The 15829-nt window shown below is 56.9% G+C and carries 16 protein-coding genes; 13 read left to right on the forward strand and 3 right to left on the reverse strand.

The genetic code is table 11. The annotated features are described in order from the left end of the window. Positions 1-184 precede the first annotated feature (184 nt). The 5 genes from MHI24_RS29205 (at position 185) to MHI24_RS29225 (ending at position 5238) form a co-directional block, all read left to right on the forward strand. On the forward strand, positions 185-2191 hold the full coding sequence (locus tag MHI24_RS29205; RefSeq protein WP_340023062.1) for a sensor domain-containing diguanylate cyclase: 2007 nt from the start codon (positions 185-187) through the stop codon (positions 2189-2191). 110 nt (positions 2192-2301) lie between these two features. Next, the gene (locus tag MHI24_RS29210; protein WP_340023063.1) at positions 2302-3159 is read left to right on the forward strand and encodes a hypothetical protein; all 858 of its coding nucleotides are present in this window, start codon (positions 2302-2304) and stop codon (positions 3157-3159) included. A gap of 104 nt (positions 3160-3263) precedes the next feature. After that, complete coding sequence (locus tag MHI24_RS29215; RefSeq protein ID WP_340023064.1) at positions 3264-4379, forward strand: aminopeptidase; 1116 nt, start codon at positions 3264-3266, stop codon at positions 4377-4379. Positions 4380-4511: 132 nt separating this feature from the next. Then, on the forward strand, positions 4512-4754 hold the full coding sequence (locus tag MHI24_RS29220) for an HPr family phosphocarrier protein (RefSeq protein ID WP_238649783.1): 243 nt from the start codon (positions 4512-4514) through the stop codon (positions 4752-4754). A gap of 181 nt (positions 4755-4935) precedes the next feature. Next, on the forward strand, positions 4936-5238 hold the full coding sequence (locus tag MHI24_RS29225) for a YlaN family protein (protein ID WP_238649784.1): 303 nt from the start codon (positions 4936-4938) through the stop codon (positions 5236-5238). Positions 5239-5317: 79 nt separating this feature from the next. On the opposite strand, the gene cax is transcribed toward MHI24_RS29225, so the two are convergent. After that, positions 5318-6388: a calcium/proton exchanger gene (gene cax, locus MHI24_RS29230; RefSeq protein WP_340023065.1), complete on the reverse strand. Its 1071-nt coding sequence runs from the start codon at positions 6386-6388 to the stop codon at positions 5318-5320. Between the two features lie 154 nt (positions 6389-6542). Between cax and MHI24_RS29235 the strand changes: the two genes are divergently transcribed. Beyond that, positions 6543-6908 (forward strand): Asp23/Gls24 family envelope stress response protein, encoded by a 366-nt coding sequence (locus MHI24_RS29235; protein ID WP_238649786.1) that lies wholly within the window; start codon positions 6543-6545, stop codon positions 6906-6908. 84 nt (positions 6909-6992) lie between these two features. Here the strand turns inward: MHI24_RS29235 and ftsW are convergent, their stop codons facing one another. Continuing rightward, positions 6993-8240, reverse strand: a complete 1248-nt coding sequence (ftsW, locus tag MHI24_RS29240) for a putative lipid II flippase FtsW (RefSeq protein WP_340023066.1) — start codon at positions 8238-8240, stop codon at positions 6993-6995. A 5-nt stretch (positions 8241-8245) separates the two neighbouring features. After that, on the reverse strand, positions 8246-8593 hold the full coding sequence (locus MHI24_RS29245; protein WP_340023067.1) for a YugN family protein: 348 nt from the start codon (positions 8591-8593) through the stop codon (positions 8246-8248). Between the two features lie 238 nt (positions 8594-8831). On the opposite strand from MHI24_RS29245, the gene MHI24_RS29250 reads away from it, so the two are divergent. The 7 genes from MHI24_RS29250 (at position 8832) to MHI24_RS29280 (ending at position 15655) form a co-directional block, all read left to right on the forward strand. Further along, positions 8832-10016: an amidohydrolase gene (locus tag MHI24_RS29250; protein ID WP_340023068.1), complete on the forward strand. Its 1185-nt coding sequence runs from the start codon at positions 8832-8834 to the stop codon at positions 10014-10016. A 78-nt stretch (positions 10017-10094) separates the two neighbouring features. Further along, positions 10095-10526, forward strand: coding sequence for a CBS domain-containing protein (locus MHI24_RS29255; RefSeq protein WP_340023069.1), 432 nt, complete (start codon positions 10095-10097; stop codon positions 10524-10526). Positions 10527-10624: 98 nt separating this feature from the next. Continuing rightward, complete coding sequence (locus MHI24_RS29260; RefSeq protein ID WP_340023070.1) at positions 10625-12346, forward strand: DNA repair helicase XPB; 1722 nt, start codon at positions 10625-10627, stop codon at positions 12344-12346. Then, on the forward strand, positions 12337-14277 hold the full coding sequence (locus MHI24_RS29265; protein ID WP_340023071.1) for a helicase-associated domain-containing protein: 1941 nt from the start codon (positions 12337-12339) through the stop codon (positions 14275-14277). Before MHI24_RS29260 ends, MHI24_RS29265 begins: the two co-directional genes overlap by 10 nt. A gap of 45 nt (positions 14278-14322) precedes the next feature. After that, entirely contained in the window at positions 14323-14760 is a 438-nt protein-coding gene (locus MHI24_RS29270) for a YlbF family regulator (protein ID WP_340023072.1), read from the forward strand. A gap of 44 nt (positions 14761-14804) precedes the next feature. Next, complete coding sequence (locus tag MHI24_RS29275) at positions 14805-15068, forward strand: YlbG family protein (protein ID WP_340026831.1); 264 nt, start codon at positions 14805-14807, stop codon at positions 15066-15068. Positions 15069-15157: 89 nt separating this feature from the next. Next, positions 15158-15655, forward strand: coding sequence for a MarR family transcriptional regulator (locus tag MHI24_RS29280; protein ID WP_340026832.1), 498 nt, complete (start codon positions 15158-15160; stop codon positions 15653-15655). The last annotated feature ends 174 nt before the right edge of the window (positions 15656-15829 follow it).

Below are 15829 nucleotides of genomic sequence, written 5' to 3' on the forward strand. Positions count from 1 at the left end.
TGAAAATAACAGTCAAAGTCAAGCGCAACTTTCAAGAGTTTTTGTCTAGGTTTGTCGTTAGTTCTTTGGTCCTAAAAAAAATCCCGGTTTTGCGGAAAATATAATGCAATACCTAGAGAAAGGGAGTAAAATATAGCTAATTGGATGTTATCGGAAAAAGAAGTTGCAAAGGAGGTCCTCTTTTATGGCAGAGCAGAGGGCATACGGCGATAAAGACAGGGACGCCCGTATGCTGTTGCAGGTCGCCAGGCCATCCGGCGGTAAGCTTGAAGATCCTGCCGCCTGGCTGAGGGAAACGGACATTGTGCCTCACGATTTCCCCTATGCCGGGGGCTTGATCGCTGAGAGCTTCAGAGAATGGCAGGGACAGGCAGTCTCCTCCTTCGCGAAGTCCTGGAGCTGGTGTGTGCTTGATTATGAAGGGAATTGGCTGGATTCCGCTTCTGAATTCCGGCAGGGGCGCTGGAAAGAGAAGTGGGAGGAAGCGGCAAGAGGCTGCTTGCAGACGGGCAATATAGAGGCGGTTCAGATACTGGATGGCGGGGAAGCGTTGATGCTGCTGGTCCTGCCTGTACATACAAGGAGACACGGGGATGTCTTCGCTGTTCTGGGCTGCCTGATGCCCCTGGAGCAATATGACAAGGGCGGAAGGTATGCCGCAGAAGCGATGGTGCTCCATTTCCAGACCTGCTTCTATAACAAATTCGAGTATGTGTTTGTATCGGACCTTGCAGGCATTCAGCTGCATTCCGAGCGGGAGAGCAGCCGCCGGTCACTGCTTTTTCAGATTGTCCAGCGGATGCATGACAATATTGATGTGGATGCCGTGCTTACGGAGGTTATTGACAGCATTGCGGCGATGTATCCCGGGGCGAAGCTGGATCTGTATATGTCCCAGGACCACCGCAGCTCCCATCCGCAGGTCAAGCCGCTTCCGCTGCAATGGGACGGCGAGGATGTCTGCGCCACAGCCTTCAAGGATGGACGGGTAACCCTTGATCACGGGCATGGGGATAACGGGATCGTCGAGGTAGGCCTCCCGCTGGGCGGCAAGCAGGGAGTCTACGGGGTCTTTCACATGGTGATGGACAAGAACTCCTTTCATGAGCTGGATCTGAGCTTCCTGACCATGGTGGCGGATACGGCGGGAACCGCCTTCGAGAATGCGAAGCTGTATGAGCGCTCCAACCAGCTGATCCGGGAGCTGCGCATGAGCAATGAATTGACCCAGCGGCTCAACCAGAGCCTGCGGCTGGGTGACATCTTCCAGTTCGCCTTCGAGGAGCTGCTGGCAATGTTCGAGGCGGATTATTGCTGCATCCTGCATAAGAATGAAGAGCGGGGCGGACTTGAGGTTATCGCCTGCAACTATATACCGCTGCTGGGCAAGCTGCTGGAGGAAGGGCAGGGGCTGGGCAGCAAGGTCCATATCTCAGGGGAGCCGCTCCTGCTCTCCGATTATAAGTACGCAGCCGGCCAGACCTCGGCGCTTATGGACGCCACCGGTTCACGTTCCCTGATTGCAACTCCGCTTAACGTGGGCGGCGAGGTCCGCGGGGCGATTATGCTGGCCCACAAGCAGCCCCACTTCTTCTCCTATGACAGCTACAGGCTGCTGCAGGCCATGGCCGGTCACATCGGGCTGGCCGTAGGCAATGCCAGGCTTCATGCCGAAGTGCGGCGGCTGGCCAACCGCGACACCCTGACCGGACTCTTCGCCCGGCACTATCTGGATGAAGAGATCAAGCAGCGGCAGTCTACTGACTTCTGCGGGACTCTGGTCGTTGTGGACATTGACCAGTTCAAGATGGTCAACGACACCTATGGCCACCAGAAGGGGGACAAAATCCTGAAGCAGGTCAGCGACATCGTGAAATCCTCGATCCGCCAGGGCGATGTCGCCGCGAGGTGGGGCGGTGAGGAGCTTGCGGTGTATCTGCCCCAGCTTGGCGTCCAGCAGGCGGTCTTCGTGGCGGAGCGCATCCGCAAGCGTGTCATGGGAGAGACGGAGCCCCGCGTGACCGTATCCTGCGGCATTGCCGAGTGGAGCTGGACTGATGAACGGGTGAGCGTAGAGTCCCTGTTCTACCGCGCCGATATGGCGCTCTATGACGCCAAGAATAACGGGCGCAATCAGGTCGTGATCGACAACAAGCTGGCGGAGAATACCGCGAAGAACCCTTGGGCTTAGGCCTTTAGGGTTCTTCTGCCTGTGCATACTCATGAACGTATAAGGCCTGTGTTCAGGGAGACCCTAGGAAGAATGGAAATAACATTTCTTGCGGAAGGGGCCTGATGTTCATGGGTAAATGGGAGTACATACGCACAGGAAGCCTCACTTTACTGCTGGTCTGCGGTATTAGCGGATGCACAATGTTGAAGGACAAGCCGGCAACGGAGGACTTAAGTCTGGTAATGGCCGGGATGGAGGGCAGCGACGGAGTATCCTTTAAAGGGGCGGCTGCATTGCTGGTCGGAGGCAAGACGCTGCCGGAATCTGCGCTGTATTATGGAGGGAAGGTAGCGGATCATAACAGGATCAGCCTGTATTCACTGCTCCCGGATGAAGCCCCTGCCGCCTCTGCGGCAGAGACAGGCCCCCGCCAGCTTAAGCAGGGATCTGCGGATGCACCGGTCTATTATACCCAAATGGTGAAGGAGAACGGAAAGTGGACGCTGGAGCAGACCTCCCCGGTCCTTGAAGGGGGCAATCCGCTGGAGAATCTGAACCCGCTCCGCCATCTGGAGGAGCTGGAGCAGCGGCAGAAGACGGTAACCGAAGAAGCCGGCAGTGCAAGGGGAACCCGGGTGCTGCGGATTGAGCTGACGCCGGAGGAGGCACGCAGCCAGCTGGCTGACGAGCTGGAGCAGGAGATGCAGGCGGTCCGGCCGGCAGCCCCGGACGGCAAGGGCAGCAATTCCAGCGGGCATTCCAAGGCGCTTGAAGCCAAGATGGTCCTGTGGGAACAGAAGCGGGCGGAGCTGCAGCAGCGGCTGGACAAAGCGGACATCCGGACCGTGTATTATCTGAAGGTAGACCCGAAGCGCAATCTGCCTGCGCGGCTGACCTGGAACCGTACGCTGACCTATCCGGGGAAGAACGGAGCCGCCACCGAGGAGACTTATATAACACAGGTCGATTTCTATGATTATAAGTAAACGCCCAGGCTCTGACCGGCTTTTCATGCCGCTTGCACTCCGGGACAGGAGTGCTACAATAGAACGGTATGTTTATTTTCAGCAAGAGGAAGGAAGAGAGAAAGATGAATGATCCCCGAATTCAAAAGCTTGCGGCGAACCTGGTCGGTTACTCCGTAAATGTGCAGCCCGGCGAGAATGTGCTCGTCGAGATGATCGGCAGTGAGCGCGATCTGATCAAAGCGGTTGTGGAGGAAGTCGGCAAAGCCGGCGGTAACGCCTTCGTACAGCTGACCGACCGCACTGTTCTGCGCAGTATGCTTAAATATGCCACACCTGAAGGAATGAAGGCCTGGGCAGAGATCGATCTGAACCGGATGAAGCAGATGGACTGCTATATCGGTATCCGTGCCGGTGAGAATGTCAATGATCTGGCGGATGTGCCGGAAGAGAATATGAAGCTCTACAATTCCCTCTACTCCCACCCGGTACATAGCGAGCAGCGCGTCAAGCACACGAAATGGGTGGTCCTGCGTTATCCTAACGCCAGCATGGCCCAGCTTGCCAATACGAGCACTGAAGCGTTTGAGGACTTCTATTTCGAAGTATGCAACCTCGATTATGCCAAAATGGACAAGGCTCAGGATGCGCTGGCTGACCTGATGCGCAGAACGGACAAGGTGCGGATTACCGGGCCCGGAACAGATCTCAGCTTCTCGATTAAAGGCATCGGTGCGGAGAAATGCTCGGGCCAGAAGAACATCCCGGACGGAGAGGTGTACAGCGCGCCTGTGCGTGATTCCGTTAACGGAACGATCAGCTATAATGCTGCGTCGATCTACAACGGCATAACCTTTGAGAATGTAAAATTCACCTTTGCGAACGGCCGGATCGTTGAGGCCTCCAGCAATGATACGGTGCGGCTGAAGGAGATTCTGGATTCCGACGAAGGCGCGCGCCATATCGGCGAGTTCGCCATCGGCTTCAATCCTTACATTCTGCATCCGATGAAGGATATTCTGTTCGATGAGAAGATCGCGGGCAGCCTGCACTTTACCCCGGGCCAGGCTTATGATGTAACCGATAACGGCAACCGTTCGTCCATTCACTGGGATCTGGTGCTCATTCAGCGCCCGGATTACGGCGGCGGCGAGATCTATTTCGACGATGTGCTGATCCGCAAGGATGGAATTTTTGTCGTGCCGGAGCTGGAAGGTCTAAACCCTGAGAATTTGAAATAAAATAGAAGTATATGCTGTTAAGACCGTGCAGGCTTGTTTTGAAGAAACACCTTGCTGGGTAAGCGGATTCAATGTATCATGGAATTGTTACCAATGAACATTAGTTTATTATCAAGTTGCGGAGGGATTCCTATGTCCAACAATGCGGCAATCGTGGATATTGCACAAACGGCAAGCCAGTTTAATTCATCTATCGTTCTTCAAGCGGACAACAAGTACATTGATGTGAAGAGCATCCTTGGCTTGTTCACTACCCTGGTATCCAGCCAAAGCTATGAGCTGCATGTACACGGCACAGATGCCGAGGAAGCGAAGAAAGCCATGAGCGAAGTATTTGCCAAGCACAATCTGAAATTTACAGTGGTTGCAGAGTAATCATTAATTCCGGGGACGTCCGGCCTTCAGGCTGGGCGTCTTTGCTGTGAATACAGCACTTTTTGCAGCAACTTGGGGAATAACCGAACTGCATTCTTGTATTAGGTCCTAATTTCGACTAATATTAAGAATAATAAGAAAGAAAAGCAGCTGTAACTTTTGGACATGGGGGGGATAATGCATGACTTCATCGGATTTGCAGGAACAGCTTAACCTCAAAGCGATTAATCTTCTACAGGAAGATGCTGATAAAATTCAGAAGCTTATCGAAGTACAGATGGAGAACCTGGCAACCCGTTACTGCCCTCTCTATGAGGAAGTGCTGGATACCCAGATGTATGGCTTCTCCAGAGAGGTTGACTTTGCGGTCAGGGCGGGTCTGGTGCCGGAGCTGACCGGCAAGCAGGTGCTGAGCGAGCTGGAGCGCAATCTTGCTGTACTGTATGAGGCACTGAATAAGAAGGCTGAAGAGCGGGAGATGTAGCTGATTTCCGGCCAGTCATAGAGAACGCACACGAAGACCCGGGAGGTCAGTCATGTGCGTTTTTTTTATAAGCTGCTGTTTATACAAGGTAGAACGATACCCCTAGAATCATGTACACCGCAAGCAGGAGAAGGCCTTCATACCAGTTGGTTGCCCCATCCTGGATAATCGACTTGGCGATGAACACCGATACGGCAATGGCTACGATCTCAATGGTGGTGAAGACGATGGACATTGTGTTGCCCATGAAATAGCTGGCGAAGATCAGCACCGGGGCCACGAACAGGGCGATCTGCAGACTGCTTCCCACGGCAATCTCTACGGCCGCGCCGATCTTGTTCTTCATAGCCAGCATAATCGCTGCGCTGTGTTCAGCCGCATTACCGATGATTGCCACCAGGAATGCGCCGACGAACAGCTCGCTGAAGCCGAACCGTTCCGTAAGGGTCTCCAGTGTGCCGACCAGCCATTCACTGACGAATGCGACCATCACAGTAGCAATAATCAGATAGAGGATGGAGCGGTTCCGGGACCAGACGGGCGCATGTTCATTCGGCAGCTCTTCAGCATTGTCATCCGTGACATCGGCCAGATACTTCTTGTGGGTAATCATGGAGAAGACCAGCCAGGCCATGTATGCGGCAATCAGCAGCCCGGCGACGACAAGGCTCAGCACCTCCGTGTCCTTCTCGGTGATGGAATGGGTGTTGAAGAACATGGCGGGAACGAACAGGGCAATGACCGCGACGATCATCAGCGAGCCGTTCAGGCCGGCAAGGGTCGCATTGAAATTCTGAATCTTGAACTTCATGCCCCCGGCAAAAATGCTCAGCCCGAGCACCAGCAGCAGGTTGCCGATAATCGAGCCGGTCAGACTTGCCTTGACCATGTCGAACAGCCCTTCCTTCACCAGGAAGAAGGCGATGATCAGCTCGGCCGCATTGCCGAAGGTCGCGTTCAGGAAGCCTCCCAGCCGCTGTCCGGCATAGTGGGCTACGCTCTCTGTCGCCCGGCCGAGGAAGCCGGCCACGAAGACGACCGCAATAGCGGACAATATGAACTGAAGGGTATGATCCCAATCAGCATAATGCCCTATGGCGCTGAGGATGAAGGTGACGGCCAGCAGCGCCGGTGAGATCCATTTTTTCAAGGTAGGGCACACTCCAGTCTCTGATATGTAGGTTGAATTCATACTCAATATACCCAAATTGTTCCGGGGTGTAAACGGGCTGTAAGAAAGTCATTTGCTTTTTGGGCTGTTTTGGAATTACAATAATTGATAATGAGAGTAGGGGGGATATGGCATGGCAGAACAGCTTCAACTTGAAAAGGGAAATATACGGATTTCGAATGACGTTGTCTCTAAGATTGCCGGCTTGGCCGCGCTGGAGACTCCCGGAATTGCCGCCATGTCTGGCGGTTTGTCAGAGGGCTGGGCCAAGCGCCTGAGCGGCAAGAATGTGCAGAAGGGCGTGACCGTTGAAGTCGGCCAGCTGGAAGCGGCAGTGGATCTGCGCATTATTGTCCTGTATGAGACGCCGATTCATGAGGTGTGCCGCATGCTTCAGCAGAATGTCCGTGAGGCCGTGGAGAGTATGACCGGACTCCACATCGTAGAGGTTAATGTGAAGGTGGAGGGCGTAGCGTTCAAGAACGACGAGATTTCTTAAGCTAGAAGGCTTTCTAAGCAGAATGACAAAAGGCAGTCCGGATGATTCCGGGCTGCCTTTTTGTTAGAATGGGTCATTGCATTATTAACGGGCACGGCGATTGGCACGAACCTGACGGACGGTGGTCACTGATTTCACCACTTCCTCCTTGGCCGGGCGGTTGGTCTCTCTGGAGATGCTGAGCATAATGCCCATACAGAGCATGGTAACCAGCAGGGAGGAGCCGCCGTAGCTGATGAAGGGCAGGGTCACCCCGGTCAGCGGAATCGTATTCGTGACCCCGCCGATGTTGATGAAGGCTTGAATGGCGATCAGTCCCATAATTCCGATGCCGACCAGGGTGCCGAACGGATCGGTACACCTTAGGGAGATCAGAATCCCTCTCCAGATGAAATACAGGTAGAGGAGCAGGAAGATTGCTGTTCCCACAAAGCCGAGCTCCTCGCCAATGACAGAAAAGATAAAGTCGGTATACGGATAAGGCAGGTAGTGAAGCTTCTGGATACTCTTGCCGAACCCGGAGCCTTGCGTTCCGCCTTCACCCAGGGCGATCAGGGATTGCATGATCTGATAGCCTGTGCCATCGGCGTTCTTCTCGGGGTTAAGGAAGGCTTCAATCCGGCCTTGCCGGTAATCCTGCTTCGCCTCTGCCTTCTCGGTATGCGGTGACAGGGAGTCAATGGCGGTCTTGGCCCCCATGACGAGCGCCACGCCAAGAATCAGCAGGCCGATCGAGCCCATAATATGCTTCATGCTGGCACCGCCGGCGTAGATGACCAGTCCGCTGGTAGCGACAAGAATCATGCAGGAGCCAAAGTCGGGCTGCATCATAATCAGTCCGGCTACGATGCCGACGATGATCATGACCGGGATATACCCTGTCCGCAAATCGCGCAGCCGTTCGCCTTTCTTAGTAATCAGGGCAGCCAGATACAGGATGATCGAGAGCTTGGCCAGCTCGGTAGGCTGAATCCCCAGGGTCCCGATGCTCATCCAGCTCTTCGCGCCGTTAATCCCCTCTGTCGTGGCAACGAACAGCAGCAGGATCAAGGTGATGACGAAGATTGGAGCGTACCATTTCTTGAATTTGCTGTAGTGGATATTCATCACAATGAACATGATGAAGGTTCCCAGCACGGCCCAGACCAATTGGCGTTTGACGAAAAAGAATGCGTTATAGCTGAACAGCTTGTTGGCCAGTGTCAGGCTGGAGCTGGAGCTGAACACCATCAGCAGCCCGAAGCCAACGAACAGCAGGGTCAGAATAAGGAGCTGGAAATCAGGCGTTCCCCGCTTGGGAAGGCTGGATTTGGCAGCGGGCTTTGCCTTCATGGTACTCAAGCTTCCAGCAGCGCTTTCAAATCATTGATATGCTTGTGCGCCGAATCCAGCACCGGCCCGGGAACCGGAGAGTCATACTCCACGCCATGGGGGAAGGTTGCTTTACCCAGATAAACGGCTTCAATAGCCAGCACAGCATCCGCCTTCTCCAGCTTGCCTTCCACCGCGCGGGTGTTGATCCGCAGGAAGTAGTCGCCGCCGTTCTGGCGGTCTTCTATTTTGCAGTCGTAAGTGGCGCGGTAGTATTCCCATTGCCATCTGATGAATCCGGCTTTGGTTGCACTCTCGTCGAGGTATTGAAGGTCGCTCTTCAACCCTTCGAGGCCCGTGTTCTCAAATATCATAGCGCACAACTCCCCTTAATGAATTATAATGAATCATTTGTAATTAAAATTTGCACTTGTTCTACCTCATGATAGTATGTTTCCCGGGCTTGCGCAAGGTAGAGAGGGGTGATCCATACCCACTTTTTTGCGTTTCTGCTACAATGAAAAGAAATATGGCATACTGCAGGCAGGGCCGGGAGGGACAAGCGCCTCCAGGGCTGATCCGGGGCCTGTCTGCCGGAGAAGGGAATGGAGAATGATGGAGAGGTTAACGGCAGAGGAGCTGCTTCCGGATATGGTGAACTGGCGGCGTCATCTGCACCGCCATCCGGAGCTGTCTTACCAGGAGAAAGAGACTTCCGCCTATGTTGCAGCCAGACTGGGTGAGCTGGGAATCGAGGTCAGACGCAGCGGGGCGGGGTATGGGCTGACGGGCATCCTCAAAGGCCGCGGGTCCGGCAGCACAGTAGTCCTGCGCGCGGATATGGATGCACTGGCGATTACAGAAGAGAGCGGCCGGGAATACGCCTCGGAGCATCCGGGCGTGATGCACGCCTGCGGGCATGACGGGCATACAGCCATGCTGCTTGCCGCCGCTGCGTATTACAGCGCCCGCCGGGAGGAGCTGAGAGGCGAGATCCGCTTCCTGTTCCAGCCGGCGGAGGAGGTCTGCCCCGGCGGTGCGGTAGGTATGATTGCCGAGGGCGTGCTGGAGGGGGCTGATGCTGTCTACGGGCTGCATCTGTGGACACCGCTGCCTATCGGGACCGTGGGCAGTGCGCCGGGTCCGCTGATGGCCTCCGCCGATGAGTTCTTCATTGAGCTGACCGGGAAGGGCGGACACGGCGGGATGCCTCACCGCACTGTGGACAGTATTGTGGCCGGAGCGGCGCTGGTCACCGCGCTGCAGAGCATTGTCAGCCGCAATGTCGACCCGCTGCGGCCGGCGGTAGTCAGCGTAGGCACGATACAGGGCGGCTCGGCCCAGAATATTATTGCCGAGCGCTGCCGCATTACCGGAACGGTGCGGGCCTTCGATGAGGAGACACGGCAGCTGATCCGCCGCAGAATTGAAGAGATTACAGCTTCTATTGCAGCGGCACACGGAGCGGAAGCGAGCGTTGATTACATGATGGGCTATCCGCCGCTCGTGAACGATGAAGCGGAATACAGGCGTTTTGCCCGGGTTGCACCGCAAGCGCTGGGGGAAGGCGCGCAGGTAATCTTAATGGAGAAGATCATGCCTGCTGAAGACTTCTCTTATTATGTGAAGGAGATTCCCGGCTGCTTCATCTTCGTGGGCGCCGGCAATTCTGACAAGAACGCTGTCTACCCTCATCATCACAGCCGCTTTGATTTCGATGAGGATGCCATGCTGAGCGGTCTTAAGCTGCTGATTGCAATGGCTGATTCCCGGCTGAATGAAGACCAGTCCTTATAATACCGGTATAATATGGCTGCCTCCAGGAAAAACTACCCGTAAATAGCATGGCCACATGCAGGGCAGGAGGGTTCATTCTTGAAGACAGTCAAAGAGGTGATGACCGCACATCCGGTGTCGGTTACACTGCTGGACAATATCTATGAGGTTGCCGTCAAAATGAAGGATAGCGGGACAGGGTTTATTCCGGTAGTCGATTCATCTGACGGGGCCACGCTGATCGGAGTCATTACCGACCGCGATCTGGTGATCCGGGGGTATGCGGACAAGCATTCCGGCTCGACCGCAGTGGAAACCGTCATGACCCGGGAGGTTATTTCGGTCGCGGAATCTGCTTCAGTCGATGAGGCTGCCGAGCTGATGGCTTCCCGGCAGATCCGCCGGATTCCGGTGACCAGGGACAAGAAGCTGACCGGAATCGTGTCGCTTGGCGACCTGGCCGTGAAGCGTATCTTCGCGGATGAAGCTGCCGAGGCGCTGAGTGAAATCTCGCAGCGGCCGCTGCATTGATAGCGTGATGGCAGGCTCACATGATTTATTCGCCGCCGCAGACTTAGCCCCACATTGTGGGGTTATTTTGTGCTACCCGGAAATAAGGAGGGAACACGATGAACACTGAAGCTACGGGTTCTTGCATTACCAGGAGCGACCGGACGGTTCTGCTGGAATGCGCCCATCCCGGCTATGAAGAAGCGCGTGCGGTGCTGGGCGGCTTCGCTGAACTGGTCAAAAGTCCGCCCGCTTACCACACTTACCGGATTACGCCGCTGTCTCTGTGGAATGCTGCAGCCGGAGGACAGAATGCGGCGTCCGTGCTCGGGCAGCTGCACAGGCTGTCGCGGTGGGGCGTCCCCTCCGGTCTTGAGGAGGAGATCGAGCTGCTGATGTCCCGGTACGGGAGCTTGCAGCTCTGCATGAATGAGAGCGATCCCGGGCAGGTTACGTTATCCGCTGATACCGCCGGGCTGCTGGATGAATTGGAGGGTTTCCGGGAGCTGAAGGAGCTGGGACTGGTGCGGGCGGGTGAATGCCGCAGCCATTGCCCCAAGGGGAACCGGGGGCTGCTGAAGCAGGAGCTGACGAGGCTCGGGTATCCGGTTCTCGATTATGCGGGATACCGGGACGGGCAGGAGCTGAGGCTGGCCTGGAAAACAGCAGGCGGACAGGAAGCAGGGGGCGGATTCGGCCTCCGCGATTATCAGCAGGAGGCAGTCCGCCGGTTCCAGGGGATTGCCGGAGAAGGCGGCAGCGGTGTTGTTGTGCTGCCCTGCGGCGCAGGCAAGACGATGGTCGGTATGGGTGTTCTGGAGAAGCTGCAATGCGAGACGCTGATTCTTACCTCCAGCACCACCTCCGTGGAGCAATGGCGGGAGGAGCTGCTTCAGCGGACTACGCTTGGCCCGGCTGATGTCGGGAGATATACCGGCGAGGTCCGCGAGGTGCGGCCGGTCACCGTGGCTACCTATCAGATGCTGACCCATAGAAATTCCAAAGGCGGAGCGTTCGTCCACATGAATCTGTTCAACGAACGGAATTGGGGCCTGATTATCTATGATGAGGTCCATCTGCTTCCGGCCCCCGTCTTCCGGGCGACCGCTGACATTCAGGCTACGCGGCGGCTGGGACTGACCGCCACGCTGGTCCGGGAGGACGGGCGGGAGGGGGATGTATTCTCCCTGATCGGCCCGAGGTGCTACGAGCTGCCCTGGAAGGTGCTGGAGAAGCAAGGGTGGATTGCCGCCGTCGATTGCATCGAGCTGGTGATCCCGATGCCGCCGGACCTGCGCCGGCGGTACATCTATGCCGGTGCGAAGGAGCAGTTCCGCCTGGCGGCGGGGAATCCCGTGAAGGCGCAGGCAGCCGCGCGGATCGCAGCCGCTCATCCTGCGGCAAGGGTGCTGGTGATTGGCCAGTATCTTGACCAGCTGGAGGCGCTGGCTGCGGAGCTGGGTGCTCCGCTGATTACAGGCCGAACCCCGCAGAAGGAGCGCAGCGCGCTGTACGCCGCCTTCAACGAGGGGCGTCTGCCGCTGCTGATCGTCTCCAAGGTGGCTAATTTCGCCGTGAATCTGCCGGATGCATCGGTGGCGATTGAGGTCTCCGGGGCCTTCGGCTCCCGCCAGGAGGAAGCGCAGCGGCTGGGCCGCATCCTGCGCCCGAAGCCTGGGGAGAACAAAGCTTATTTCTATACACTGGTCACAGGTGACAGCCGCGAGCAGGAGTTCGCTCTGCGCCGCCGGATGTTCCTGACCGAGCAGGGCTATGAATACGGGGTCCGGCTGCTGGAGCCTCAGGAATCCCGGGAAGGAGCTGTTCAGAGATGGGAGTAACACCAGCTGACACATTGCCGAAGCTGACACCCGAAGCCTGTGAAGTGCTGCTGCGCATCTGTGCCGGTTATGCAGCATCGCCATGTCCGGCGGACACCCTGGAACGGCTGCGGCCGGAAACCCTCTGCCGGATGCAGCAGAAGCTGGCTCTGGAGGAGCTGCTGCTTGCCGGGCTGCTGGAGCTGCGGCAGAAGGTGTGGGGCGAGCAGCTGTATCAGATCCCTTGGGAGCAGTATCCTCCCATTCTGCACAGCTTCTGGTCAGATTGCCCGCAGGTCCGGGTGGAGGAGCATGTGCAGGCCACAGCTGAGGCCTGCACGGGGCTAGCCGCCGAGCTGTTCCGTGCCTTGCTGTTCATTTCGGAGGAGGGGCTGCCTCTGACCAGTAAGGGAGTAATCCATAAGAAGCAGCTTAACCGGCTCGCCGGACTGCTGTCGATGAAGGAAGAGTATCTTACAGCAGTGCTGCCGCCGTCTGCCCGGCAGGAGAGCTATCCGCTGCCGGTAACGGTAATTGTGGACCTGATGCTGGCGCTGGGCCTGATCAGCCGCCACAGCAGCGGATACCGGATTGACCCGGAGCTGCTGCAGCAGTGGCTGTCGCTCGGGCCGCAGGAGATGACGGACCTGCTCTATACCCTGGCCATCCGCCGCTACGGCTCCCCTGTGCCTGCGGAGCAGCATTTCAGGCATGTCATCACGGCCGCTGTCTTTCCGGCTGGAGAATGGTTTGCCCTGGCTCCTGTGCTGGAGTGGATGGCGCATAGCGGCCTTGCATCTGCGAAGCCGGAGGCGAAGGGGACAGGCCCGGTGCTGGAGCTGTCCGCGCTTGCCTGGCTTCGCCTGCTGGCCGGCTTCGGCTGGTGTGAGCTGGGTGTCTCGCCAGCAGGGCAGCCCTGCTTCCGCTGGCGGGCCGGGAAGCCGCAGCTGGCCTTAGAAGGTGCGGAGGGACAGGGCTCTGTCCCTGCGGATGCGGCATCCGGCTTCATTGTGCAGCCGGACTTCGAGGTGCTGGTCCCGCCGGAGGTCCCTTATGCGGACCGCTGGACGCTGGCAAGCTTCGCGGAGCTGCTGCATAACGAGGACCTCTGGAGCTTCCGGCTGACCCGGGAGAAGCTGGAGGCGGCAGCTGAACAGGGAGCGGCTCCAGGCGGGCTTATCGCCTGGCTGGATGCGCGCGCTGCCGGGGGGCTTCCGGAGCAGGTGCTGCTGGCGCTCCGGCAGTGGGCCGGCGGGATCGGAAGGACCCGCTTGGCCGAGGTGCTTCTGTTGTCCTGTGCAGGGGAACGGGAGGCGGAGGATATCGCCGCCCACCCCCGGCTGCAGGACATCGTCACCCGGATCGGACCGCTCCATTACACGGTCCGTCCGGAGGCTGCCGGGCAGCTGCGCAAGGAACTGGCTGCTGCCGGCATGACGCCCTCCATCCTGTCCGGGGAAGCAGACAGGATGGAGGGGCGGCAGTCCATGGCCGGGCTGCCGGCCTCGCCTCAACCAGCGCGGCGGTACACGCTCCCGCAGCCGGCCGCGGAGCAGGGGCTGCTTAGCACTGCGCCCCCGCTGGCGCTGCTGCCGCTGGAGCGTGCCATACAGCCGCAAGCTCAGCTGCCGGGCGAAGACGCGGTGCCGCAGATGTGGTTCGGCCAGTGGCGGCAATATCACAGCACCACCGCACAAAAGATTATGGAGCAGGCGCTCGCCTGGGGAATCAAGGTCAGCCTCTCCTATGAGGGCCGCACGGCTGAATTCATTCCGGAGCAGATTCTCGGCCGGCCGTGGAAGGTCCGGGGCATTCTGCTGCTTCCGGATTCCGGGGCGGCAGAAGAGAAGGAGCTGGCGGCGGAAGACTGGCGGGAAATGAGGCTGGTTCATCCGTATCAGACTGCAAATTCTTCTTCTGCTGGAGCGGTCCGTTATGGTATGATGAAGTAGTCTACCGTCCGGGTAGAACTTTAATGCAGGAGAGAGTTGAAGTTCATGAGCGTAGCGCAAGTAAATACGGTTGATATGGCCGAGGTGCTGACATACGCCTATGAATTAGGCGATATGATTAATCAATCCGCTGAAGTGTCGGATTACTTATACTGGAAGGGGCAGGTAGATGCCGACCCCGAGATTCAGGCCATGGTCAAGCGGCTGCAAGCCAAGAAGGATTTGTTCGAGGAGACGCAGCGGTTCGGCCATTTCCACCCGAACTACCACTCGGCGAAGGATGAGGTTGAGGCTGTAGAACGGGAGCTGGAGCAGTTCGAGGCGGTGGTGCGGTTCAAGCAGGCGGAGAAGACGCTCGATGACATCCTTCATTCCATGTCGGAGACGATTGCGTTCTCGGTATCGGACAGCATCAAGGTCCCAAGCAATGACCCGTCCCCGAAGGGCGGATGCGGCAGCGGAGGCAAATGCTCTTGCGGATAAGCTGACCCGTGAAGAGAGACAGAGAAAGAGAGGCGGATGAGCTTATGTTTGCGGAACGGACAGGTTATATCGTATGGGTTAGCGACGTCAAGGCGGCGCGCAACCTGGAGAAATATGGAACACTGCACTATGTCTCCCGTAAAATGCACTATGCGGTTATGTATGTGAACGCGGATCGCGCGGAGGAAGTTATGAAGACTGTCCGCAGACTCTCCTATGTGCGCAAGATTGAGCGTTCATACCGCAATGAGCTGAAGACGGAATATACCAGCAACGGGCAGGACAAGTCCCGGTACTATGGCCTGTGAGGCTTTCATAGCAGTTACTGGACAGGCGCCGCAAGGCGTCTGTTTTTTTGACAGAGAAGGTTAAAGGGATCAGCGGGGGAGGACTGGCGATGAACAAAGAGGAGCAGGTGCTGACGGCGTTCAGAGACTTATTCAATAAAAGAAGCTGGCTCAACAAAACCAAGATGGAGTCCAGCCTGAAGGGCCACAAGCCATCGGAGGTGCATTGTATCGAGTACATCGGGACCCTGACAGACGCTAATGTGACCAGGCTGGCCGAGTCGCTCTATATGACCAGAGGGGCGATCAGCAAAATCACCCAGAAGCTCTTGCGTAAAGGCCTGATCGAGAGCTACCGGAAGCCGGAGAATCAGAAGGAAATCTACTTCAGGCTCACAGAGGAAGGACGGGACATCTGGAGAATTCATGACGAGCTGCACCGGGAGTTCCGCGACCGCGACCGCCCCGTGTTCGAGCACGTAACGGATGACCAATATGACGGTATGCTGAGCTTCATGGAGAAGTACAGCAGGCATCTGGATGAAGAGCTTAAGAAGCAGGGGCTGACCCGCAAGGCGGGAGTGGAAGCTGAGGCTGAAGATGTGTGAATGCTGCTTACAGAAGGTGCACTAGTGCACCTGGATTTCCGTAAAGTTGGTCGAATGGGCTAATGTATTCTCACCCGGAAGGGTGTTTTTTTGTGTTTAAAATTATGTTTCCGAGGAATCAAAAACATGTTATGATCTTATTGTTTCCAAAGAAACATAATTCGATGATCAGGG

This window comes from Paenibacillus sp. FSL K6-1096 (genome assembly GCF_037977055.1).
Classification (GTDB): Bacteria; Bacillota; Bacilli; order Paenibacillales; family Paenibacillaceae; genus Paenibacillus_AQ.